At 61.3% G+C, this 23,031-nt stretch carries 16 protein-coding genes and 1 pseudogene; 4 read left to right on the forward strand and 13 right to left on the reverse strand.

The genetic code is table 11. The features are described from left to right. Window positions 1–4: 4 nt before the first annotated feature. The 4 genes from ACK5NW_RS00845 to ACK5NW_RS00860 form a co-directional block, all read right to left on the reverse strand. Window positions 5–2,404: a 3-hydroxyacyl-CoA dehydrogenase/enoyl-CoA hydratase family protein gene (locus ACK5NW_RS00845; RefSeq protein WP_416924354.1), complete on the reverse strand. Its 2,400-nt coding sequence runs from the start codon at window positions 2,402–2,404 to the stop codon at window positions 5–7. 14 nt (window positions 2,405–2,418) lie between these two features. Continuing rightward, window positions 2,419–2,790 (reverse strand): DUF2147 domain-containing protein, encoded by a 372-nt coding sequence (locus ACK5NW_RS00850; RefSeq protein ID WP_416924355.1) that lies wholly within the window; start codon window positions 2,788–2,790, stop codon window positions 2,419–2,421. Window positions 2,791–2,996: 206 nt separating this feature from the next. After that, a complete protein-coding gene (locus tag ACK5NW_RS00855) occupies window positions 2,997–4,793 on the reverse strand; it encodes an acyl-CoA dehydrogenase C-terminal domain-containing protein (RefSeq protein WP_416924356.1) in 1,797 nt (598 codons plus the stop codon). Window positions 4,794–4,839: 46 nt separating this feature from the next. Then, window positions 4,840–5,484 carry a TetR/AcrR family transcriptional regulator gene (locus ACK5NW_RS00860; protein WP_416924357.1) on the reverse strand — a complete coding sequence of 215 codons (645 nt, stop codon included), beginning with the start codon at window positions 5,482–5,484 and terminating at the stop codon, window positions 4,840–4,842. A 416-nt stretch (window positions 5,485–5,900) separates the two neighbouring features. Between ACK5NW_RS00860 and ACK5NW_RS00865 the strand changes: the two genes are divergently transcribed. Next, window positions 5,901–8,591: a GNAT family N-acetyltransferase gene (locus tag ACK5NW_RS00865; RefSeq protein ID WP_416924358.1), complete on the forward strand. Its 2,691-nt coding sequence runs from the start codon at window positions 5,901–5,903 to the stop codon at window positions 8,589–8,591. A gap of 132 nt (window positions 8,592–8,723) precedes the next feature. Here ACK5NW_RS00865 and ACK5NW_RS00870 read toward each other — a convergent pair. Next, window positions 8,724–9,891, reverse strand: a pseudogene (locus tag ACK5NW_RS00870) (acyl-CoA dehydrogenase family protein). A gap of 348 nt (window positions 9,892–10,239) precedes the next feature. Here ACK5NW_RS00870 and ychF point away from each other — a divergent pair. Further along, window positions 10,240–11,334, forward strand: coding sequence for a redox-regulated ATPase YchF (ychF, locus tag ACK5NW_RS00875; protein ID WP_416924359.1), 1,095 nt, complete (start codon window positions 10,240–10,242; stop codon window positions 11,332–11,334). A 159-nt stretch (window positions 11,335–11,493) separates the two neighbouring features. Here the strand turns inward: ychF and ACK5NW_RS00880 are convergent, their stop codons facing one another. Beyond that, window positions 11,494–12,438, reverse strand: a complete 945-nt coding sequence (locus ACK5NW_RS00880; protein WP_416924360.1) for a porin — start codon at window positions 12,436–12,438, stop codon at window positions 11,494–11,496. Between the two features lie 323 nt (window positions 12,439–12,761). Beyond that, window positions 12,762–13,718 carry a porin gene (locus ACK5NW_RS00885; protein WP_416924361.1) on the reverse strand — a complete coding sequence of 319 codons (957 nt, stop codon included), beginning with the start codon at window positions 13,716–13,718 and terminating at the stop codon, window positions 12,762–12,764. 276 nt (window positions 13,719–13,994) lie between these two features. Here ACK5NW_RS00885 and coq7 point away from each other — a divergent pair, with 276 nt between their 5' ends. After that, window positions 13,995–14,627 (forward strand): 2-polyprenyl-3-methyl-6-methoxy-1,4-benzoquinone monooxygenase, encoded by a 633-nt coding sequence (coq7, locus tag ACK5NW_RS00890; RefSeq protein ID WP_416924362.1) that lies wholly within the window; start codon window positions 13,995–13,997, stop codon window positions 14,625–14,627. A gap of 94 nt (window positions 14,628–14,721) precedes the next feature. Here the strand turns inward: coq7 and ACK5NW_RS00895 are convergent, their stop codons facing one another. After that, the gene (locus tag ACK5NW_RS00895) at window positions 14,722–15,171 is read right to left on the reverse strand and encodes an OsmC family protein (RefSeq protein ID WP_416924363.1); all 450 of its coding nucleotides are present in this window, start codon (window positions 15,169–15,171) and stop codon (window positions 14,722–14,724) included. 402 nt (window positions 15,172–15,573) lie between these two features. Between ACK5NW_RS00895 and ilvA the strand changes: the two genes are divergently transcribed. Next, window positions 15,574–17,151: a threonine ammonia-lyase, biosynthetic gene (gene ilvA / locus ACK5NW_RS00900; protein WP_416924364.1), complete on the forward strand. Its 1,578-nt coding sequence runs from the start codon at window positions 15,574–15,576 to the stop codon at window positions 17,149–17,151. A gap of 85 nt (window positions 17,152–17,236) precedes the next feature. Here the strand turns inward: ilvA and ACK5NW_RS00905 are convergent, their stop codons facing one another. From ACK5NW_RS00905 to ACK5NW_RS00925, 5 genes are all read right to left on the reverse strand, one after another. Beyond that, complete coding sequence (locus ACK5NW_RS00905; protein ID WP_416924365.1) at window positions 17,237–17,725, reverse strand: NUDIX domain-containing protein; 489 nt, start codon at window positions 17,723–17,725, stop codon at window positions 17,237–17,239. Then, window positions 17,709–18,587, reverse strand: a complete 879-nt coding sequence (locus tag ACK5NW_RS00910; protein WP_416924366.1) for an ATP-binding protein — start codon at window positions 18,585–18,587, stop codon at window positions 17,709–17,711. The genes ACK5NW_RS00905 and ACK5NW_RS00910 overlap by 17 nt, the downstream gene beginning before the upstream one ends. Window positions 18,588–18,647: 60 nt before the next feature. Beyond that, complete coding sequence (gene argJ / locus ACK5NW_RS00915; protein WP_416924367.1) at window positions 18,648–19,889, reverse strand: bifunctional glutamate N-acetyltransferase/amino-acid acetyltransferase ArgJ; 1,242 nt, start codon at window positions 19,887–19,889, stop codon at window positions 18,648–18,650. 120 nt (window positions 19,890–20,009) lie between these two features. After that, window positions 20,010–22,793 (reverse strand): preprotein translocase subunit SecA, encoded by a 2,784-nt coding sequence (secA, locus tag ACK5NW_RS00920; protein WP_416924368.1) that lies wholly within the window; start codon window positions 22,791–22,793, stop codon window positions 20,010–20,012. Then, window positions 22,753–23,031, reverse strand: a 279-nt coding sequence (locus ACK5NW_RS00925) for a hypothetical protein (protein WP_416924369.1), incomplete at its 5' end; no start/stop codon positions are given. The genes secA and ACK5NW_RS00925, both read right to left, overlap by 41 nt.

Here is a 23,031-nt window from a genome sequence, read left to right on the forward strand (position 1 = left end):
CGCGTCAATTGCGCACGGGTTTACCCGTGGACAGCATGCCCATGATCCGCTCATGCGTTTTGGGGTGGCCCAGCAGCGCGGTGAAGGCGCGACGCTCCAGCGCCATCAAATACTCTTCATCCACCAGCGTGCCGGGATCAACCTCGCCGCCTGTCACCACATTGGCAATCAGTTCGGCAACGTGAAAGTCATGCGGGCTGATAAAGCCGCCGTCACGCATGTTGACCAACTGACCCAAAATGGTGGCCTTGCCGTCGCGCCCGGCCACGGCAAACGGGCGCGGCATGGGCGGGCGGTAGCCCGCAGCATGCATAGCCTTGGCCTGCTGGATGGCCACGTACAGCAGTTCGTCCTTGTGCGGCACGATCACGTCGCTCCACAGCAGATAGCCCAACTGGCGTGACTCCAACGCGCTGGTGCCCACCTTGGCCATGGCGGCGGCGGTGAAGCCTTCGGTCAGAAATGGCAGCAAATCCTTGCCCGTGCTGGCCTGCGCGTTCTCGGCCGCACGGCGGGCGATGTACGTCAAGCCACCCGCCCCAGGCACCAGGCCGACGCCGACTTCCACCAGCCCCATGTAACTTTCCATCGCCGCCACACGGCGCGCGCAGTGCACCGCCAGCTCACAACCGCCGCCCAGCGCCATGCCGCGCACGGCAGCCACGGTGGGCACGCTGGCGTAACGCAGGCGCAGCATCACTTGCTGCAATTCCTGCTCCATCGAGTCGATCAGTTCGACACCGCCCGCCACATAACCCGGCAGCATGGCTTGCAGATCGGCACCGACGCTGAACGGGTCGTCGCCCGGCCACACCACCAGCCCCTGGTAGCCGCCTTCAGCCAACGCCACGGCGCGCGCCAGCCCTTCGGCAGCCACAGGGCTGATGGCGCGCATTTTGGTTTTCAGAGTGGCAATCAGCACCTCGCCGTCCAGCGTCCAGATGCGGATGGCGTCGTCCTCATCCAGCGTGGTGCCTGCCGTGTCTGGGCGCGGCCCGGCCTCGCCCAGCAGCAGCTCGGGGAACAGCTGGCGCTGGTACACCGGCAACTGGCGGCGTGGCTCAAAGCGGCCACTGGTGGGGTTCCAAGAACCATCGGCGGTGTGCACGCCGCCGGCTTCAGCCACCGGTCCCTTGAACACCCAGTCGGGCAGCGGCTCCTTGCTCAGCGCTTTGCCCGCATCAATGTCGGCTTGCACCATCTCGGCCACTTCCAGCCAGCCAGCCTCTTGCCACAGCTCGAACGGGCCTTGCTTCATGCCGAAACCCCAGCGCATGGCCTGATCGACGTCGCGTGCGGTCTCGGCGATGGTTTGCAAATGCACCGCAGCGTAATGAAAACTGTTGCGCAAAATGGCCCACAAAAATTGTCCCTGCGGCCCTTGCGAATCGCGCAGCAATTTCAGCCGCTCCGCTGCCGGGCGTTTGAGCATGCGGCCATACACCTCGTCGGCCTTCTGGCCTGCGGGCATGTAGTCACCCGAGGTCAAATCAAAACGCAGGATGTCGCGCCCGACTTTCTTGTAGAAACCCGCGCCGCTTTTTTGGCCCAGATGCTTCAGCTCCAGCAGTTTGGCCAACACGGGTGGGGTGCCAAAACTGGCGTAAAACGTGTCGGCCTGTGCGCTCAAGTTGTCTTGCAAGGTCTTGACGACGTGGGCCAGAGTGTCCAACCCCACCACGTCGGCAGTGCGGAAGGTGCCGCTGGAGGCGCGCCCCATGCGCTTGCCGGTCAGGTCGTCCACCACGTCAGCGCTGAGACCGAATTTCTCCGCCTCTCGCATGGTGGTCAGCATGCCCGCTGTGCCGATGCGGTTGGCGACGAAGTTGGGCGTGTCCTTGGCGCGCACCACGCCTTTGCCCAGTGCGGTGGTGACAAAGGTTTCCAGCTTGTCCAGCACCTGGCCTTCAGTGGCGGGCGTAGCAATCAGCTCCACCAGTTGCATGTAGCGCGGCGGGTTGAAAAAGTGGATGCCGCAAAAGCGCGGGCGCAGCGCCTCGGGCAAAGCCTCGCTCAGCTTCGTGATCGATAGGCCCGATGTGTTGCTGGCCAGCAGAGCGTGCCCAGCCACATGCGGGGCAATTTTGGCGTACAGCTCGCTCTTGAAGTCCATGCGCTCGGCAATGGCCTCGATGATGAGGTCGCAGCCCTTGAGTTTTTTCAGGTCGTCCGCGTAGTTGGCCGCTTCGATCAGCGCGGCGTCGCCCGCCACCGCCAGCGGCGCGGGTTTGAGCTTCTTCAGGTGATCGATGGCCTTCAAAACGATGCCGCTCTTGTCGCCTTCCTTGGCGGACAAATCGAACAGCACCACAGGCACCTTGCAGTTGACCAGATGGGCCGCGATCTGCGCGCCCATCACCCCCGCGCCGAGGACGGCGACTTTTTTGACACTGAAACGTGACATGCGCTGCTTTTCCTTTACTTCACCCGTTGCCAGGCTTGTGTGCGCCAGCGGGTGTCCACCAGCACGTCCATTTCCAGTTGCTGCCCGCCATCCACCGGCCGCATGCGCAAGGCATAAAACTCGCCGGTTTCGGGGCTGAGAAGACTGGCGTCGTCCCAGACATCCTCACCCTCTGCTTTTTTGGCGTGGCGGACAATCTCCAGTCCCAAAATAGGCTGGTTTTTCAAATCATCCTTGCATGCGCGGCAAACCGCCAGACGATCACTGGGGCGCAGCAGTTCGTCGATGTGCCCCCACAGCAGACCATCGCGCTCAACGATGACCAGATACGCCGTGGCTTGCTGCGCCTGGTCGTCCACAATGCGCCAGGTGCCCACAGGCGTCATCTGAGCCGACGCAGATGCACCTAAAAAGATAGCCCAAAGCACCCATCCATAACGCGCCACAAATGCAGAAAACTTCAAAAGACCGCAAAGCAGACCAGTCGGTTGAAGAACGTCGTGGCCGGTGTTTCCCCGGCCAGTGGCATTGTTCCCCCTCGCGAAGCAAGAGGGGGGAAGACGCCGCAGGCGGCTCAGGGGGGTACGCCTATTCATGCCAGGGCAGCGTCAGTATCAAGCAGGTTGGCCACGCCGGAACGGGCCGTGCGCATCAGGCTGGCGGTTTCAGGAAACAGGCGCGCAAAGTAAAAGCGCGCGGTTTGCAGTTTGGCGGTGTAGAACGGGTCGGCACTGCCTTCGGCGATTTTTTGCAGCGCCACGCTGGCCATGCGGGCGAAGAAATAGCCAAACACCAGATGGCCAGCCACACGCAGATAGTCCACGCTGGCACCGCCCACCTCGTCCGGATTGGTCAAGCCCTTGAAGCCGATTTCAGTGGTGAATTTGGTCATCTGCTCGGCCAACCCGGCCAGCGGATTGATGAACTCGGCCATCTGCTCGTTCACACCTTCTTGCTGGATCAGCGCCTCGATCTGTTTACCAAACTTGCGCAGCGACGCGCCCTGGTTGGCCAGCACCTTGCGGCCCAGTAAATCGAGAGATTGGACGGTGTTGGTGCCCTCGTAAATCAGGTTGATGCGCGCGTCGCGCACAAATTGCTCCATGCCCGTTTCATGGATGTAGCCGTGGCCGCCAAACACCTGCATGCAGGCGTTGGTGGCGGCAAAGCCGTTGTCGGTAATGAAAGCTTTGACGATGGGGGTGAGCAGGGCGACGATTTCATCGGCATCCTTGCGTGCCTTCTCATCCGGGTGATGGAGCGACTTGTCGAGCATCATGGCGCAGTACATCGCCATGGCGCGGCCGCCCTCGGCATACGCCTTGGCCGTCAGCAGCATCTTGCGCACGTCGGGGTGCACGATGATGGGATCGGCCGGTTGATCTTTGGCCTTGGGGCCAGACAGACTGCGCATTTGCTGGCGCTCTTTGGCGTAGGCCAGGGCGTTCTGATAGGCCACCTCGGTCAAGCCCAGCGACTGGTTGCCCACGCCCAGGCGCGCAGCGTTCATCATCACGAACATGGCGGCCAGACCCTTGTGGGGCTGACCCACCATCGTGCCCACCGCGCCGTCCAGCGCGATCTGCGCGGTGGCGTTGCCGTGGATGCCCATCTTGTGCTCCAGTCCGGTGCAGAAGATGGGGTTGCGCGCGCCCAGGCTGCCGTCGGCATTCACCATGAACTTGGGCACCAGGAACAGGCTGATGCCCTTGCTGCCTTTGGGTGCATCGGGCAGGCGCGCCAGCACCAGGTGCACGATGTTCTCGGCCATGTCGTGCTCGCCCGCACTGATGAAAATCTTGTTGCCGGTGATTTTGTAGGTGCCATCGGCTTGCGGTTCAGCTTTGGTGCGCAGCAGTCCCAGGTCGGTGCCGCAATGCGGCTCGGTCAGGCACATGGTGCCAGTCCAGTGGCCGCTGGTCAGCTTGCCAAGATAGGTTTTTTTCTGCGCATCCGTGCCGTGCGCGTGCAGCGCTTCATAAGCACCGTGCGACAGACCGGGGTACATGGTCCAGGCCTGGTTGGCGCTGTTGAGCATTTCGTAAATGCACTGGTTGATCAACACTGGCAAGCCCTGCCCGCCAAAGGCCGGATCGCACGACAGCGCAGGCCAGCCACCTTCGACGTACTGGGCATAGGCTTGTTTGAACCCGCTTGGGGTTTTGACTTCGTGCGTGTCCTTGTCCAGCACGCAGCCTTGCGCATCGCCGTTCAGGTTGAGCGGCTGCGTCACTTCGGCGGCAAACCGGCCGCCTTCTTCCAGCACGGCATTCAGCGTGTCGGCGTCCAGATCGGCGTGCTGGGGGATGGCTTTGAGTTCGTCCACAGCGTTGAGCACCTCGTGCATGACGAACTGCATGTCGCGCAGGGGTGGGGTGTAGGTAGGCATGCGTGCGTTCTCCTTCAAGGTCCAGTCAAGAGGGGTTCAGTGAATTTCAGACGGCGGCGTAGCGCGCCAGCAGGTTGTCAAAACCCCGCTGCGCGCGTTCAACGGCACCAGGGCGTTGCAAAAAGCGGGCTTCGTAGTGCAGCGCCAGAATCAGACCGTGGATTTCAAAGGCAATTTGGTGGTCAGCATCAGCGTCGGCTTTCAAATGCCCTTCGCTGCGCGCCAGCGCCACGGCGCGCGCCATGGCATCCATCCAGGCGTTGACAGCGGCGGCCAGCGCATCGCGCACGGGGCCGGGCCGGTCATCAAAATCTACCGCGCCGCTGATGAACAGGCAGCCCGACTCAATCTCCACGCTGGTAAAGCGCATCCAGTGATCAAACAGCGCACGCACGCGCGGCAGCCCGCGCGGCGCTTGCAAAGCGGGCTGAAACACCTGCTGTTCAAAGCGCGCGTAATATTCGCGCACCACGGAAATTTGCAACTCTTCGCGCGCGCCAAAGTGCGCGAACACGCCGGATTTGCTCATATTCATGGCATCAGCCAGCCCACCGATGGACAAGCCTTCCAGCCCCAGTTGCGCAGAAATGCGCAGCGCTGCATCGACAATGGCTTGTCTGGTTTGTTGGCCCTTGGCTTGCGCGCGCACAGAACGCGCAGCCCTCAAAGGTGTAGCGCGCGCAGAAGACATCACACGTACAGGTGAACGAAGCGCAGAGCGGAGCATAAAGAAAAAACCAATCGCACAAAAATCAGCGGGCGTTTCAACGGACATTCACAAAACGAACGATCGTGCTATTTTGTAAGAACAAGCTTTTCTTGCCAAGCCTCCAGGGGGCCTGCAAGCTCAGTGTTTCCCCTGAGTTTGGACGGTGGCTCATGTCGCGAGGAAGAAAGCTGTCTCGACGCGAGCGCGACGTCATACTGCATTGCAGCAATACCGTCCGCAGCGCACCCGTCACCACGCCACATTGCACAGGCACAGGCTATAGTTTGTTGCATTGCATCAAACTTACGCTATTGCCCCTGTCATGCTGACGCCCTGAGGCGCAAAATGACGCTTTGCAGCGCCTTTACTTTCTTGCAAGGCGCGGGCAGGAAAAAATCATGGATCTGCATTACCTCTCCCCCCTGTTTGAACCCAAGTCCATCGCCTTGTTCACCGGGCCGCAAGACGCGCCTGAGCAGCAAACCCCGCAGGCGCGTGCCTTGCTGGCGCACCTGAAGGCGCAGCAGTTCAAGGGCACCATTACCCCGCTGGACACCCGCACCACCGGCACGCTGGCCGATCTGGCGCAGGTCAAGGCCGACGTGGCCGTGATCGCCCTGCCACCGGACGAAATCACCGCCGCGCTGGAGATGGCCGGGCGCATTCGCGTCAAGGCCGCGCTGGTGATGTCCAACGGCATTGGGGCCACGCAGGCCGCGGGCATGGTGCGCATTGCGCAGCGCCACGGCTTTTGGCTGCTGGGGCCAAACAGTCAGGGTTATCAGCGTCCACACTTGGGGCTGAACGCCAGTTCGGCGGGCCATCTGGCGGCCAATGGGCAGCTGGCGCTGGTGTCGCAGTCGGGCGCATTGACGGCCTCCATTCTCGACTGGGCCAAGCAAAACAGTGTGGGATTTTCGACCGTGGTGGCACTAGGGCCGCACACCGGCGTCACGCTGGCCGACACGCTGGATTTTCTGGCTGCCGACCGTTACACCCAGGGCATCGTGGTCTACATGGAAGGCATTGCCAACGCACGCCGCTTTACCAGCGCCTTGCGCGCAGCGGCCAACGCCAAGCCGGTGGTGGTGCTCAAGGCCGGGCGCAAATCGGCGGGCAATGCGGCGGCGCAAACCCATTCCAGCGCCATCGTCGGCAGCGACGACGTGTTCGACGCTGTACTGCGCCGCGCCGGGGCGGTGCGGGTGCGCTCTTTTGTCGAGCTGTTTTCGGCCGCCAAATGCCTGGCCTCGCGCTACCGGCCAGTGGGCAGGCGGCTGGCCGTCATCACCAACGGCGGCGGCCCCGGCGTGTTGGCCGCCGACTGGGTGAGCGAGCTGGACTTGTCGCTGGGCGTGCTGGGCGAAGACAGCGTGCGCGCACTCCAGCCCTTGCTGCCTGCGCACGCCTCGCTGGCCGATTTGATGGATTTGACCGAGGATGCCACCGCCGAGCACTATCGCGCGGCCATCGAAGTCGCCAGCAAAGACCGCCAGATCGACGGCGTGCTGGTGATTTATTCACCCAAATTCGATGGCGATGCCGACGCCGTGGCCCAGGCCATGGTGCAGGCCAAGCCCAAGATGAGCAAGCCGCTGGTGGCCTGCTGGATGGGCGACGTGTCGGTGCAGGGCGCGCGGCATGAACTGGCAACGGCGCAAATCCCCAGCTTTCGCACGCCCGAAGCAGCGGTGGGCGCGTTTGGCAACATCGCCAGCTTTTATCAAAACCAGCAACTGCTGCAGCAAACCCCGCCGCCGCTTTCCAACCTGGCAGCACCCGACGTGGAAGGCGCACGCCTGCTGATTGAAGGCGTGCTGACCGAGCGGCGCAAAGTGCTGACCGAGATGGAATCCAAGTCTCTGCTGTCGGCCTTTCACATCCCCGTCACTCAGACTTTGCTGGCGCGCAGCAGCAGCGAGGCGATGATGATTGCCACCCAACTGGGCTTTCCGGTGGCACTGAAAATCGATTCGCCCGACATCAGCCACAAAAGCGATGTGGGCGGTGTGGCGCTGAATGTGATGAACGCCGCCGCTGTGCGCGACATTTGGCACGACATGATGGACGCCGTGCGCCAGCGTCAGCCTGATGCACGCATCAACGGTGTAACGGTGCAGGCCATGGCGCGCAAGCCGCGCGGACGCGAGCTGTACATCGGCGTGGTGCGCGACGACCCGTTTGGCCCCGTGATCGCCTTTGGCGCGGGCGGCACCATGATCGAGCTGATGAACGACCACGCCATGGAGCTGCCGCCGTTGAACCAGTTTCTGGCCCGCCGCCTGATCGAGCGATCGCGCGTGGCTGAAACGCTGGACGCCTGGCGCGGCGCGCCTGCGGTGGACATGGCCGCGCTGGAGCAGGTGCTGCTGCGCGTGTCCGAGATGGTGTGCGAGCTGCCCCAGTTGCGCGAGATGGACATCAACCCCATCATCGTCGACGAGCGCGGCGCGCTGGCGGTGGACGCGCGCATCGTCATCGGCGCGGCGGCGCAAACTGCGCCGGGCCGTGCAGGCGGCTATGGACACCTGTCCATCCTGCCCTACCCGGCGCGCTACGAGCAGCGCTGGCCGCTCAAAGGTGGCGATGAATACACCGTGCGCCCCATCCACCCAGACGACGCGCAGGGTCTGCAAGATTTGGTCAAACGCCTGTCGTCCGAAAGCCGCTACTTCCGCTTCGTCTCCAGCATGGCAGAGCTGCCACCGGCCATGTTGGCGCGCTTTACGCTGATCGACTACGACCGCGAAATGGCGCTGTGCGCCGTGATCGAAGACGAGGTGACCGCTGACGACGGCAGCAAAACCACGCGCGAGCGCATCATCGGCGTATCGCGCTATATCACCAACCCCGACCACAAAAGCTGCGAGTTCTCCTTGGTGGTGGACGACGCCTTTGCTGGCCAGGGCCTGGGCTCGCGCCTGATGCTCAGCATCATGGACGTGGCGCGCGACAAGGGCCTGGAAGAAATCATCGGCCTGGTGCTGACGCACAACGACGGCATGCTGCGCCTGATGCGCAGCCTGGGTTATGAGGTGAAAGCCTATGCCGAAGACCCCGACTTCCGGCTGGTCACGCATGGGCTATGACGCCCCTGTGACGCTTTCCTTGAGGCGCTGAAAGCGCCTTCCTCTGAGGGGAAGACACCGCCCACTGGCCGGCGCAAGCTGGGCCACGGCGGTCTCGCGCATGGCTTGCTCCGCAAGCCTTTGCTTACGAACTCAGGGCTTGTCCAGCAAATCGCGCGCGACGATTTCTTTCATGATCTCTGACGTGCCAGCGTAGATGCGTTCGATCCGCGCGTCGGCATAGGCGCGGGCGATGGGGTATTCGTGCATGTAGCCATAGCCGCCAAACAGTTGCAGACATTCGTCGGTGACGCGGCCCAGCAGCTCGCTGTGCCACAACTTGCCTGCGGCAGCGCCCACAGCGTCCAGCTCGCCAGCCAGATGCTGGGCGATCAACTGGTTGCAATAGGCGCGCCCGGCCGCGAGGTCGGTGGTCAGTGCAGCCAGTTTGAAGCGTGTGTTTTGAAAATCAGCCACGCGCTGGCGAAAGGCTTTGCGCTCTTTGACGTAATCCACCGTCCAGGCCAGCGCCGCCTCTGCGCGCGCCTGGCATTGCACGCTGACCAGCAGGCGCTCTTGCGCCAGCTTTTGCATCAGGTATTTGAAACCCTGGCCTTCTTCTCCCAACAGGTGGCTGGCAGGCACGCGCACGTTGTCGAAAAACAGCTCGGCTGTGTCTTGCGCATGCTGGCCAATCTTGAGCAGGTTGCGCCCGCGCGTGAAGCCCTCCATGTCGCGCTCGACCACCAGCAGCGACACGCCGCGCGTGCCCAGTTCAGGATCGGTCTTGCAGGCCACCACCACCACATCGGCGTTATGGCCGTTGGTGATGAAGGTTTTTTGCCCGTTCAGCACGTAATGATCGCCCGAAGCGTCGCTCTCGCGGCGGGCGTGGGCGGCGAATGGCGGCCACGTCGCTGCCAGTGCCTGGCTCGGTCATGGCGATGGCGGCGATTTTGTCGCCCGCCACCATGGCAGGCAACAGCGCCTGTTGCAGCTCAGGCGTGCCGTGCGCCACCAGATACGGCGTGACGATCACCGAATGCAGCGAAAAGCCCGGCCCGGTGGCCCCAATGCGTCCCAGCTCTTCGGCCACGATGAAGTCAAACAGCAAATCAGCCCCCGGCCCACCCAGCGCCTCGGGCACCCAGCAGCACAGCAGGCCGTTATCGCCCGCCTGCTTCCAGACAGCGCGCGGCACGCCGTGAGCGGCTTCCCATTCGGCATGCTGGGGGGCGATTTCTTTCTCGCAAAAGCGCCGCACCTGGTCGCGAAAGGCGTCGTGGTCGGGCGTAAAAAGGGGGGAGGTCAGTGTTTTCATGCCCCCTATTATTCAGTGCGCAAGACAGGGTGTCTATCCAATCTGGCGACAGCGTAGCATTGGGTCAAGGCCAACGCCAGTTTGGACATGCGCCAAAAGCTTATCTTGATGTCTGCACTCTTTGCGCATTTTTTAGCCGCTTGTCATCACACCTGGTGTGGTGGCTGAATATTGGCACTGCCCCAACTTGATCAGCTAACCTCTCAACACTTTGTTAATATCAATTTGATAGCTGTCACTGCATGAAGCACCTGCACAAAAGACCAATTTGTTGTTTTGATTTTGTCTAATCTTTGACGCTGACCGGTAAAATCGGTCTTTTCTTTTCTATCCCCTGAAAGCCCCGCCATGAGCCTGCAATGCGGCATCGTCGGCCTGCCCAACGTGGGCAAGTCCACGCTTTTCAACGCCCTTACCAAAGCCGGCATCGCCGCCGAAAACTACCCTTTTTGCACCATCGAGCCGAACACCGGCGTGGTCGAGGTGCCTGACCCACGCCTGCAAGCGTTGGCCGAGATCGTGAGGCCCGAACGCGTGCTGCCCGCCATTGTCGAGTTTGTCGACATTGCGGGCCTGGTGGCCGGCGCCAGCCAGGGCGAAGGCCTAGGCAACCAGTTTCTGGCCCACATCCGCGAAACCGACGCCATCGTCAACGTGGTGCGCTGCTTTGAAGACGCCAACGTCATCCACGTGGCGGGCAAGGTCGACCCGATTGCCGACATCGAAGTGATCCAAACCGAGCTGTGCCTGGCCGATCTGGGCACGGTGGACAAAGCCATGCAGCGCTATACCAAGGCCAGCAAAAGCGGCAACGACAAAGAAGCCGCCGCCATGCTCAAAGTGCTTGGCCCCGTACAAGCCGCACTGAACGAAGGCAAGCCTGTGCGCACGCTTGAGCTGAGCAAGGACGAGCAAGCACTGCTCAAACCCCTGTGCCTGATCACCGCCAAGCCTGCCATGTTCGTCGGCAACGTCAGCGAAGACGGCTTTGACAACAACCCCCTGCTGGATCGGCTAAAAGACTACGCCACCAGCCAGAGCGCCCCCGTCGTCGCCATCTGCGCCAAGCTGGAAGCCGAGATGGCCGACATGAGCGACGACGACAAAACCCTGTTCCTCGAAGAAATGGGCCAGGCCGAACCGGGCTTGAACCGCCTGATCCGCGCCGCCTTCAAGCTGCTGGGCCTGCAAACTTACTTCACCGCTGGCGTCAAAGAAGTGCGCGCCTGGACCATCCACACCGGCGACACCGCACCGCAGGCGGCGGGCGTGATCCACGGCGACTTCGAGCGCGGCTTCATCCGCGCCCAGACCATCTCCTTCGACGACTTCATCCAGTTCAAAGGCGAACAAGGTGCCAAAGAAGCCGGTAAGATGCGCGCCGAAGGCAAGGAGTACGTGGTGCACGACGGGGATGTGATGAATTTTTTGTTCAACGTCTGACCGCTCTTGCCAGGTTTGGAATCTGTTTCCGTTGTTTTGTGACAGTTTGTTGACGCTGACTTGCCCCCATCCAGCCGTGCCAGCAAAAAAACCGCTCGAAAGCGGCTTTACTAAACAATGCAGCCATGCTTGTACATGGCTACGCTGTTCAACCAGTCATCAGAAGTTGTGGCGAATACCGAGGCCGTAGTTGTCGGTGTCGTCATAGCGGTGGTACACCGCATAAACAAAAGTGCGCTTGGACAGGGCATACTTGCCTTCGATCAGGCCGTTGGTGTATTTTTCACCGCTCCATTGGTTCTTGGTGTCGCGCGAAAAATCAAGCGTCAACGAAGCCGCACCGAAGGTCATCGTGCCGCCCAGCATGAAGCCGCGACGATACAAATCACCCTGACTGGCTTGCGCATAACCGCCGGCAATTCGGAACATGCCGAAGTCGTAACGGCCACCCACTACATAGTGGGTTTTCTGATCTTTGGTTTTGTTCACACCAACGCTGGCTACCAGCGGGCCGCTGGAATAAATCACGTTCATGTCCCACTTGGCTTTGTCGGCGTTGTCGTGCTTGGTGATATAGCCAACTTCAGCGGTCAAACCACCAAAGAAAGTAGGCGTTTTATAGGCGAATTGGCTGCTGTTACGAGGGCCACCGGCACCCCAACCGTAGGCGTTGGCGATGGTGTAGTTGGCCATACCCGTCAGTTCCCAGGCAGCCACCGAGTAGAACGTAGGATTCAACGTACGGCCCAGCTTGACGGTACCCCAGTTGCCACCCAACCACATGAAGGCATGACGGCCCCAGTAGCCACCGCCAGAGCCTTGCACTGAACCCTCGTCGAGATCAAGGCCCGTTTCAAACTGGAAACCTGCGCGCAAACCACCGCCCAAGTCCTCCACACCGCGCACGCCCAAACGGCTGTTGCCGTTGTTCATGCGGCTGGCACTGAGAAATTCGACTTTGTCACTGCCATCATTCAGCGTGCCATTGCCATGTTCGATTTTGCCGATACCCGCATCAGCCACACCATACAAGGTGACGGAAGATTGCGCCATCGCGGCACCGGACAGGCCCAACACGGCCAAGGCGATCAAGGATTTTTTCATTGCAAGTCTCCAAGGTTTAAACACATAGGGCGCCGATGCTGAAGGGTTAGGCTGCGACATTCGCCGCCCCCTCGGGGCCAACCTCCCCAACCGGGAAGCTGTAACTATTGCACCAGAGCGTTAGAGAACTTGCAAAGGCTTCAGAGCCGATCTAGTAGAACCCCTAGGTTCAATTCGTAGCGCACAAACAACAACAGCCAGCAAAACGTTGGCTATTAACCACGTTCTACTGGCTGCGATAACCAAAGAGAAAACTCTTCGGCTGGCCTGATCTACTCAAGAAGTTGAGCAGCGGCCTCTTCTTTTAAATGATCAACTTTGGATCAGAAGTTGTGGCGAACGCCCAGACCCCAGTTGTTGTCACCGTCAAAGCGCAGGTATGCGCCGTAAACAAAGGTGCGCTTCGACAGAGCGTATTTGGCTTCAACCACACCGTTGGTGTACTTTTTGCCAGTCAGCTCGTTCTTGGAGTCGCGTGTCACATCGCCAGTCAGGGTGAAGGCACCCCAGTTGGCCGATGCACCCAGGCTGAAGCCACGACGGCGCAGATCGCCATCGGTGGTTTGCGAGTAAGAACCTGCCACGGCAAACATGCCGAAGTTGTACTTACCGCCCACTTGGTAAGCTGTTTTATGGTCTTCAACCTTGTTGACCGATGCGCCAATAGCGATGGGGCCTTGGTTGTACAAAGCACCCAGATCGTAGGCATCAGAATCGCCGTTCAGATCATGCTTGGTCACATAAGCAGCGGCCACTTTGAAGCCATAGAAGGTAGGCGACACATAAGCGAACGCGCTAGGCGCACGCGATCCCACGTTCTGGTTCGTACCATAGTTGTACGTATTGGCCAGAGCAGAGTAGTTGGCTGCACCGGTCAGGTCATAAGTCGACTCAACCAGATAGCTGGGCGTGAACTGACGGCCCAGTTTCACAGTACCCCAGTTGCCTCCCAGCCACATGTTGGCTTGACGACCCCACATGGTGCCACCGCTGCTGGCTTGAGCGCCGTTGTCCAGATCCAGGCCGGTTTCAAAGTTGAAACCGACTTGCAGGCCACCGCCCAGATCTTCCACACCGCGCACGCCCAGACGGCTGGTACCGTTGTTCATGGTGCTGGCACCCAGAAATTCGGTTTTGGTGCTGGCATCGTTGCTGCCAACACCGTCAGACTTGATCTGGCCCACGCCAGCATCAGCCACACCATACAGCGTGACAGAAGATTGAGCCATCGCGGCGCTAGACAGACCCAGAACAGCCAGGGCAATCAGAGATTTTTTCATTGCAGGTTCTCCAAGAAATTTGAGATGCGAAACAGGCTTCGGAGCAACAAAGGACGCCTGCGTGATGCCGCGATTTCCGCGTCCGTCAGCCACCTCACCGGAAGCTGTTTCCAATTAGACACCAGACGCAGCGTCAAAGCACAACATTGGGCTGAATAAAACCGGGATTTCTCGCAAACCGTTGCCATGACACAACGATTACGCCTTATGCATTACCCTTGGTTTTGCCTTAAAAAAGGCAACTCGCGGGTATATCCTGAGATTACCATTGAGACCATGCACACCTTGACCGACCGCGTGTTGTCAGCCGCCGACAGCGCTTTGCGCACGGTGCTGGCTGCACCCAAAAGTGCCCGCCCCAGCCCGGTAGTCGCACAGCCTGCTCCCACACTGTCCGAAGCCGACAAACGCCTTTCAGGCGCGTTGATGCGCGTCAATCATGTGGGCGAGGTCTGTGCGCAGGCGCTGTACACGGCGCAAGCACTCGGCACGTGCGATGCCCAGTTGCGCAGCCAGTTGCAGGCCGCTGCGCGCGAAGAAACCGACCACCTGGCCTGGACACGAGAGCGGTTGGATCAATTGGGTGACCGCGTGTCGCTGCTCAATCCACTGTGGTACGCGGGGGCCTTCGGCATTGGCCTGCTGGCAGGGGCTGTGGGCGGTGATCGGCTGAGCCTGGGCTTTGTGGTGGAGACCGAACGCCAAGTTGAAGCCCACCTGGACAGCCACCTTGACCAACTGCCCGCTGCCGATGCCGCCTCGCGTGCCATCGTGGCGCAAATGAAAGCCGACGAAGCCGCCCATGCCGATGCCGCCTTGCACGCGGGCGGCACGCCGCTGCCTGCGCCTGTGCGCAGCCTGATGCGGGCGGCCGCCAAGGTGATGACCACCATTGCGCATCGCATTTGATGCATTTCGTCCAGTCACCACACAAAATTCGTATTAAAATTTGACCTTTCCGCTGCTACTACAACCAAAGTTTGCTATCTATTAAATAGCAAAATCAGGCTTCTACCAAATCAAACGATGTCGTTATGACGGCCGTCTTACCCAGCATGATAGAGGCCGAGCAGTACTTTTCATGGCTGAGCTGAATAGCCCGCTCCACCGCGCTGACAGGCACGCCACGGCCAGTGACGGTGAAGTGCATGTGGATGGCGGTGAACACCTTGGGGTCTTGCTCAGCACGCTCGCTGGTCAGCTTGACCGAGCAGCCGCGCACATCGTGCCGCCCACGTTTGAGAATCAGCACCACGTCGTAAGCGGTGCAGCCACCGGTGCCTGCCAGCACGGTTTCCATGGGGCGTGGGGCCAGGTTCTGGCCGCCGTTGTCGGGCTTGGCCGCATCGGGCGCACCGTCCATGGCCAACACGTGGCCCGAGCCGGTTTCGGCCACAAAACCCATGCCTGAGCGCGTGCCCGCTGCGCCCGTCCAACTCACTGTGCACTCCATGTCTGTATCCCTTAAAAAAGCGTTTTTACCAAGCTGGCAAGCGTAGCGGATTGGCCTTGAAGCCGCGCTGCCATGGCCTTGATGTGGACAAAAGTCGCAAATCTGCCAGATTGAGTGTTGCATTGCAGCAAAATCAGATGAACGACCGTTCTTTTTTCTGTCGCTTGCGCTACACTTCGTCCTGAGCTTGTAGATAAATCCTTTATTCACAAGCACCTTTTGTCTCCTCCACCCCTTCAATAGGTGGATTCAAAGCCCCAGCCCTTGTGGTTTGGGGCTTTTTTTTGTTGCGGCGCACACGTCCTTTGGCTCACGGCTTGTCCAGGGCCGTCCGCCCTTCGTATCATGTGGGGCTTACCTGCGCTTCACACCATGCCTTCCCGATCTTCTGTACCTAAAAAAATGTCCGCCCCCCGCAGCCCTGCCGCAGCCTTGCCTGGCGACGCTGTCCATTACCTTCAGCAAGTGTTGACGGCACGCGTGTACGACGTGGCGATTGAATCCGCGCTGGACTCTGCCCCCACGCTCAGCCGCCGCTTGCACAACAAGGTGCTGCTCAAGCGCGAAGACCAGCAGCCGGTGTTCAGTTTCAAGCTGCGCGGGGCTTACAACAAAATGGCCCACCTCACGTCGGAGCAGCTCGACAAAGGGGTTATTTGTGCCAGCGCGGGCAACCACGCCCAGGGCGTAGCGCTGGGTGCACACAAACTGGGCACGCGGGCGGTGATCGTCATGCCGACCACCACGCCGCAAGTCAAGATAGATGCCGTCAAGGCGCTGGGCGGCGAGGTGGTGCTGGCCGGTGACAGCTATTCCGACGCGTATGAACACGCCGTGCAGTTGCAGGCTGTGCAGGGGCTGACCTTCATCCACCCGTTTGACGACCCGCTGGTCATCGCAGGCCAGGGCACCATCGCCATGGAAATGCTGCGCCAGCATCAGGGGCCGCTGCACGCGGTGTTCGTGGCCATTGGCGGCGGCGGGCTGATCAGCGGGGTGGGTGCCTACATCAAGGCTGTGCGGCCCGAAGTCAAGGTGATTGGCGTGCAGATGAACGATTCCAACGCCATGGCGCAGTCGGTGGCCGCAGGCGAGCGCGTGCAACTGGCCGATGTGGGCCTGTTTGCCGACGGCACTGCCGTCAAGCTGGTGGGCGAAGAAACCTTCCGTCTGGCGCGCGGGCTGGTGGATGAGTTCATCACCGTCGACACCGACGCCGTGTGCGCCGCCATCAAAGACGTGTTCGTCGACACCCGCAGCATCGTCGAGCCGTCGGGTGCCATGGCGGTAGCGGCCGTCAAGCAGTACGTCAGCACGCACAAGACCAAGGGGGAAACCTACGCCGCCATTTTGTGCGGTGCCAACATGAACTTCGATCGCCTGCGTTTCGTGGCCGAGCGCGCCGAAGTGGGCGAAGAGCGCGAGGCGTTGCTGGCCGTCACCATTCCTGAGGCGCGCGGCAGCTTTCGCCGTTTTTGCGAGCTGATCGGCCAGTTGCCGGGCGGGCCACGCAACGTGACCGAATTCAATTACCGCATCAGCAACGCCGCCAACACCGGCCAGGCGCATGTGTTCGTGGGCCTGACCACCGTGGGCAAGGGCGAATCACCGCGCGTGGCTGCGGCGTTTGAACGCGCCGGTTTTGGTGCCGTGGACTTGACGCACGACGATCTGGCCAAGGAACACGTGCGCTACATGGTCGGCGGACGTACCCCGCTGGCGCACGATGAGCGGCTGCTGCGCTTTGTATTCCCCGAGCGACCAGGCGCGCTGCTGAAGTTTCTGAAGCTGATGCAGCCCAGCTGGAACATCAGCCTGTTTCACTATCGCAACCAGGGGTCTGACCATGGCCACATTCTGGTCGGCATGCAGGTGCCGCAGGGCGACGATGCGGCGTTCCAGCAGTTTCTGGCCGATCTGGGCTACCCCTGGGTCGAAGAAACCGACAATCCGGCGTACAAACTGTTCTTGCAGCCCTGAATCGCATCAGACTGCCAAACGCATTAAAAACAATAGCAGATCAGGCTTGTCGCATCTGCTCAAAAGCTCATTTAGCCTGATGCTTTCAGGCTTTTCCTGCCGCCTCCTGCGCCAGCCATTGCAGCACCGGCATGGCACCCGGTAGCACGGGTTGTACGGTCACGGGCAACGTCTGCCATGCAAAGGTTTGGCCTTCGCGCATGTGCAACTCGCCGCGCCACGCATGCAGTTTGCAAAAATGCAGGCGCACCAGCGCATGCGGGTAGTCCACCAGTTGTTCACGCCAAGCGTGCACGTCGGTGGATTCGACCATCAGGCCCAACTCTTCATGCAGCTCGCGCGCCAACGCCTGGGCCACGGTTTCGCCCCGCTCCAGCTTGCCGCCCGGAAATTCCCAGTACCCAGCGTACACCTTGCCTTTGGGGCGCGAGGTCAGCAAAAAGCGGCCATCTGGCTGCATCAAAACGCCGACAGCGACATCCACCACCGGTCGGTCGCCCTGCTGCGTGCGGCGCAAGTGGGCGTCGGCGGTCAGCACTCCAGCGGCGGAGTTTGAATCAGTCGGCCGCGCCATCACGGCCCATGTAGTCGCGCGCAAACTGATACGCCACGCGGCCCGAGCGCGATCCGCGCTCCAGCGCCCACACCAGCGCCTGCGGGCGGGCGGCGGCAATCTGCTGGGCCGTGGCACCTAAAGCGCCCAGCCATTGCGCCACGATGGCCAGGTATTCGTCCTGGCTGAAAGGGTAAAAACTGACCCACAGACCAAAGCGCTCGGACAGCGAAACCTTCTCTTCCACCACCTCGCCGGGATGGATTTCGCCGTCGTCGGTGTGGGTGGTGCTGAGGTTGTCCTTCATGTACTCGGGCAGCAGGTGGCGGCGATTGCTGGTGGCGTAGACCAGCACGTTGGGCGTGCTGGCGGCCACGCTGCCATCCAGAATGCTTTTCAGCGCCTTGTAGCCCGCCTCGCCTTCTTCAAAGCTGAGGTCGTCGCAGTAGATGATGAACTTCTCGGGCCGGTCAGCCACCACATCCACAATGTCGGGCAGATCGGTCAAATCGGCCTTGTCCACCTCGATCAGGCGCAGGCCCTGCGGCGCATAGGCGTTCAGACAGGCTTTGATGAGCGAGGATTTGCCCGTGCCGCGCGCGCCGGTCAGCAGCACGTTGTTGGCCGGGCGGCCTTCGACAAACTGGCGTGTGTTGCGCTCGATCTTGGCTTTTTGCGCGTCGATTTCTTTCAAGTCGTTCAGCGCCAGGCTGCCGATGTGGCGCACCGGCTCCAGCACGCCGTGGCCGCTGGCGCGTTGGCGGTAGCGCCAGGCCACGGCCTGCGACCAGTCAGGCGCGCCCAGTGGCTGCGGCAGCACGGCTTCGATGCGGCCGATGAGCTGTTCGGCGCGCAGAATCAGGTGTTCAAAATTGGTGGTCATTTTGGCGTTTAAAGATTGCGACACAAGCGCAATCAGCTATTATTTTGATAGTCTTCAGGCTCAGGAACGATAGTCGGCGTTGATGCTGACGTAGTCGTGGCTCAGGTCGCACGTCCACACCGTGTCGCTGGCCGCGCCGCGCCCCAAATGCACCCGAACCGTCAATTCGGCCTGCTGCATCACGCGCTGGCCGTCTTCTTCGCGGTATTCGGGTTTGCGGCCGCCGCGCGTGGCCACGTGCACGTCGTCCAGGTACAGCTCGATGTGGGTTTGATCCAGATCGTCGATGCCTGCATAACCCACCGCCGCCAGAATGCGGCCCAGGTTGGGGTCACTGGCAAAAAACGCCGTCTTGACCAGCGGCGAATGCGCAATGGCGTAGGCCACGCGGCGGCATTCATCAGCGGTTTTGCCCCCATCGACCTGCACGGTGATGAACTTGGTGGCCCCTTCACCGTCGCGCACGATGGCCTGCGCCAGTTGGCGCGCCACGCCCAGCAAGGCAGTTTTGAGCGCCTGGCCGTCGGCGGAATCAAGCGCCGTGATGGGCGCGTGGCCCGCCTGGTTGCTGGCGATGACGATGAAAGAATCGTTGGTCGAGGTATCGCCATCGACCGTGACGCGGTTGAACGAGCCTTCGGCCAGCTCGCGTGCCAACTGGTGCATGACCGACTGGTCCACACAGGCGTCAGTGGCCAAAAAACCCAGCATGGTGGCCATGTTGGGGCGGATCATGCCCGCGCCCTTGCTGATGCCGGTGATGGTCACCGTCTTGCCGCCCACTTGCGCCTTGGCGCTGAAGGCTTTGGGCACGGTGTCGGTGGTCATGATGCCTTCGGCCGCGCGCAGCCAGTGGCCGGGCTGGGCATCGGCGATGGCAGCGGGCAAGCCAGCGACGATGCGATCGACCGGCAGCGGCTCCATGATGACGCCAGTGGAAAACGGCAGCACCTGGGCCGCAGGCACTTGCAGCAAGCCGCCCAGCACATCACACACGGCCTGCGCCCGCTTCAGGCCATCTTCGCCCGTACCCGCATTGGCGTTGCCGGTGTTGATCACCAGGGCGCGGATGGATGACCCTTTCGCCGTCCCCTGGACCAATCGCTGACGACAAAGCTGCACCGGCGCGGCACAAAAACGGTTTTGCGTGAACACCCCGCCCACGCTGGCACCTTCATCCAACAAGAACACGGTCACATCTTTGCGGCCCGCTTTACGCACGCCCGCTTCAGCCACGCCAATGCGCACGCCTGGCACGGCCAATAAGGTGCTGGGATCGGGGGCAGACAGGTTGACGGGCATGATGGAGTGCTCCTGAAATGGGGTAGATGCCAGATGTGCAGATGCCAAGTGTAGGGGTTGCCACAAACAGCAAACGGGCCGAAACCCGCCGCTGGTGATCGCCAAAAAGAGGGCTGCGGATTAGCTCAAAGCGCCATGGCACTGCTTGTATTTTTTGCCGCTGCCACACGGGCAAGGATCGTTGCGGCCCACGCGGGGAACGGCATCGGCTGCGGCACCCGCCAGCGCCGCAGCCCCCACGCCAGACTGCGGCACGGCTTGGGCTTCGCCGGTTTCGGTAGGGGCGGTGTAGGTCACGTTGGACACCCGCTCGCCGCGCTGCTCCATCGCTTCAGCAGCCTGTTCGGCATCGTCGCCAGAAGCGATGCGCACCGTCATCAGCGTGCGCGTGACTTCGTTTTTGACGATGTCCAGCATCTGGCCAAACAGCTCAAACGCCTCGCGCTTGTATTCCTGCTTGGGCTGTTTTTGCGCATAGCCGCGCAGGTGGATGCCCTGGCGCAGGTAGTCCAGCGCCGACAGATGCTCGCGCCAGTGCAGGTCAATGGCTTGCAGCAGCACGGCGCGCTCGAACTGGCGGAAGTTGTCCACCCCCACCTGCTCCAGCTTGGCCGCGTAAGCCTGATTGGCAGCGGTCTCCACCTGTTGAACGATATCCTCGTCGCTGATCGCGCTGGAGCCTTCCACCAGGCTTTGCACCGGCACGTCCAGGTGCCAGTCTTCGGCCAGCGCTTTTTGCAGCCCCGGAATGTCCCACTGCTCTTCCACCGATTCGGCGGGCACATACTGGCGCACCACGTCGGTCATGCAGCCTTCGCGCAGGCCAGTGATCTGGGCGGCTAAATCCTCAGCGTCCAGAATGTCGTTGCGCTGCTGGTAAATCACCTTGCGCTGGTCGTTGGACACGTCGTCGTATTCCAGCAGTTGCTTGCGCATGTCGAAGTTGCGCGCCTCAACCTTGCGCTGCGCGCTTTCGATGCTGCGGGTGACCATGCCCGCCTCGATTGCCTCGCCCTCGGGCATCTTCAGCCGATCCATGATGGCGCGCACGCGCTCGCCCGCAAAAATGCGCATCAACTGATCGTCCAGACTCAGGTAAAAGCGGGATGAACCCGGATCGCCCTGGCGGCCCGAGCGGCCACGCAACTGGTTGTCGATGCGGCGGCTTTCGTGCCGTTCGGTGGCGATGATGCGCAAGCCTCCCAGCGCTTTGATGTGATCGTGGTCTTGCGTCCACTGACTGCGCAACTCAGCCACGCGCGACTGGCGCGCGGCATCGTCCAGGGCCGGATCGGCCTCAACCGCAGCCAGCAGTTTGTCCACATTGCCGCCCAGCACGATGTCGGTGCCGCGGCCCGCCATGTTGGTGGCGATGGTGATCATCTTGGCGCGCCCGGCCTGGGCCACGATTTCGGCCTCGCTGGCGTGCTGCTTGGCGTTCAGCACCTGGTGCGGCAGCTTTTCTTTTTGCAGCAAGTCGGCGATCAGCTCAGAGTTTTCGATCGACGTGGTGCCCACCAGCACCGGCTGGCCACGGTCAAAACAGTCGCGGATGTCGGCAATGGCGGCGGCGTACTTTTCCTTGGTGGTTTTGTAGACGCGATCCAACTGGTCGTCACGCTTGCTGGGCCGGTTGGGCGGAATCACCACGGTTTCCAGGCCATAGATTTCCTGGAATTCATAAGCTTCGGTATCGGCGGTACCCGTCATGCCCGCCAGCTTGTTGTAGAGGCGAAAGTAGTTCTGAAAGGTGATCGAGGCCAGTGTCTGGTTTTCCGCCTGGATCGGCACGCCTTCTTTGGCCTCCACCGCCTGGTGCAGGCCATCGCTCCAGCGGCGCCCGCTCATCAGGCGGCCCGTGAACTCATCGACGATGACGATTTCGGTCTGCCCCTGCTCGCCCTTTTGCACCACGTAATGCTGGTCGCGATGGAACATGTGGTGCGCGCGCAAGGCGGCGTTCAAGTGGTGCATCAACGCGATGTTGGCCGGGTCGTACAGGCTGGTGCCTTCGGGAATCAGGCCGTGCGAAGCCAGCAGTTGCTCGGCGTGCTCATGGCCCTGCTCGGTCAGGTAAATCTGGTGCGACTTTTCGTCAGCCACAAAGTCGCCCGGGGTCATCACGCCGCGGCCCGTGATGGGGTCGGCCTCGCCTTCTTGCTTGGTCAGCGTGGGCACCACCTTGTTGATGGCCAGGTACAGCGCGGTCTGGTCTTCGGCCTGGCCGCTGATGATGAGCGGCGTGCGCGCCTCGTCGATCAGGATGGAATCCACCTCGTCGACGATGGCGTAATTGAGCTTGCGCTGCACACGGTCAGTCTGCTCGTACACCATGTTGTCGCGCAGGTAGTCAAAGCCGTATTCGTTGTTGGTGCCGTAGGTAATGTCGGCGTGGTAGGCGGCTTGTTTGTCTTGGCGCGGCATCTGCGGCAGGTTCACGCCCACCGACAGGCCCAAAAAGTTGTACAGCCGCCCCATCCACTGCGCATCGCGGCTTGCCAGGTAATCGTTCACCGTGACCACGTGCACGCCCTGGCCGGACAGCGCGTTCAGGTACACCGGCAGCGTGGCGGTGAGGGTTTTGCCCTCGCCAGTGCGCATCTCGGCAATCTTGCCCTCGTGCAGCGCCATGCCGCCCATCAGTTGCACGTCAAAGTGGCGCATCTTCATCACCCGCTTGGAGCCTTCGCGCACCACGGCAAACGCCTCGGGCAGCAACTGCTCGAGCGTGTCGCCTTTTCCAACCCGCTCTTTGAACTCTTGCGTCTTGGCGCGCAGGGCCTCGTCGCTGAGTTTTTCAAACTCAGGCTCCAGCGCGTTGATGCGCGCAGCGGTTTTGCGGTATTGCTTGAGCAGCCGGTCGTTACGGCTGCCAAACAGCTTGGTGAGGAAAGTGGTGGCCATGCAGTGATGCCGCCCAGCCCATGCGCGCTACAAGCAGCGCGCACCAGCCAGAAAACAGCAGTCCTTTGATCGTCTTTAGTACAAGGTGCGAAGGTGGCGGCCCAATCGCAATTAACAAGCCAATAAGGTACTCAACAAGGCAGTCAAAAAATCCTAAGTGCCAATACCATCGGGGGCGCCGCAACGCAACTGGGCATTTTAGCCCGCCGCCCCTTGTGTCGATCACCTCACCCCATAA

Origin of the sequence: Ottowia sp. (genome assembly GCF_047975795.1) — a bacterium.
GTDB lineage: Bacteria > Pseudomonadota > Gammaproteobacteria > Burkholderiales > Burkholderiaceae_C > Ottowia.

What these genes read in the sequence shown, in the direction of transcription:
- ACK5NW_RS00845 (WP_416924354.1), bottom strand. Translation starts at nt 2,404, where the DNA reads ATGTCACGTTTCAGTGTCAAAAAAGTCGCCGTCCTCGGCGCGGGGGTG.
- ACK5NW_RS00850 (WP_416924355.1), bottom strand. Translation starts at nt 2,790, where the DNA reads ATGACGCCTGTGGGCACCTGGCGCATTGTGGACGACCAGGCGCAGCAA.
- ACK5NW_RS00855 (WP_416924356.1), bottom strand. Translation starts at nt 4,793, where the DNA reads ATGCCTACCTACACCCCACCCCTGCGCGACATGCAGTTCGTCATGCAC.
- ACK5NW_RS00860 (WP_416924357.1), bottom strand. Translation starts at nt 5,484, where the DNA reads ATGTCTTCTGCGCGCGCTACACCTTTGAGGGCTGCGCGTTCTGTGCGC.
- ACK5NW_RS00865 (WP_416924358.1), top strand. Translation starts at nt 5,901, where the DNA reads ATGGATCTGCATTACCTCTCCCCCCTGTTTGAACCCAAGTCCATCGCC.
- ychF (WP_416924359.1), top strand. Translation starts at nt 10,240, where the DNA reads ATGAGCCTGCAATGCGGCATCGTCGGCCTGCCCAACGTGGGCAAGTCC.
- ACK5NW_RS00880 (WP_416924360.1), bottom strand. Translation starts at nt 12,438, where the DNA reads ATGAAAAAATCCTTGATCGCCTTGGCCGTGTTGGGCCTGTCCGGTGCC.
- ACK5NW_RS00885 (WP_416924361.1), bottom strand. Translation starts at nt 13,718, where the DNA reads ATGAAAAAATCTCTGATTGCCCTGGCTGTTCTGGGTCTGTCTAGCGCC.
- coq7 (WP_416924362.1), top strand. Translation starts at nt 13,995, where the DNA reads ATGCACACCTTGACCGACCGCGTGTTGTCAGCCGCCGACAGCGCTTTG.
- ACK5NW_RS00895 (WP_416924363.1), bottom strand. Translation starts at nt 15,171, where the DNA reads ATGGAGTGCACAGTGAGTTGGACGGGCGCAGCGGGCACGCGCTCAGGC.
- ilvA (WP_416924364.1), top strand. Translation starts at nt 15,574, where the DNA reads ATGTCCGCCCCCCGCAGCCCTGCCGCAGCCTTGCCTGGCGACGCTGTC.
- ACK5NW_RS00905 (WP_416924365.1), bottom strand. Translation starts at nt 17,725, where the DNA reads ATGGCGCGGCCGACTGATTCAAACTCCGCCGCTGGAGTGCTGACCGCC.
- ACK5NW_RS00910 (WP_416924366.1), bottom strand. Translation starts at nt 18,587, where the DNA reads ATGACCACCAATTTTGAACACCTGATTCTGCGCGCCGAACAGCTCATC.
- argJ (WP_416924367.1), bottom strand. Translation starts at nt 19,889, where the DNA reads ATGCCCGTCAACCTGTCTGCCCCCGATCCCAGCACCTTATTGGCCGTG.
- secA (WP_416924368.1), bottom strand. Translation starts at nt 22,793, where the DNA reads ATGGCCACCACTTTCCTCACCAAGCTGTTTGGCAGCCGTAACGACCGG.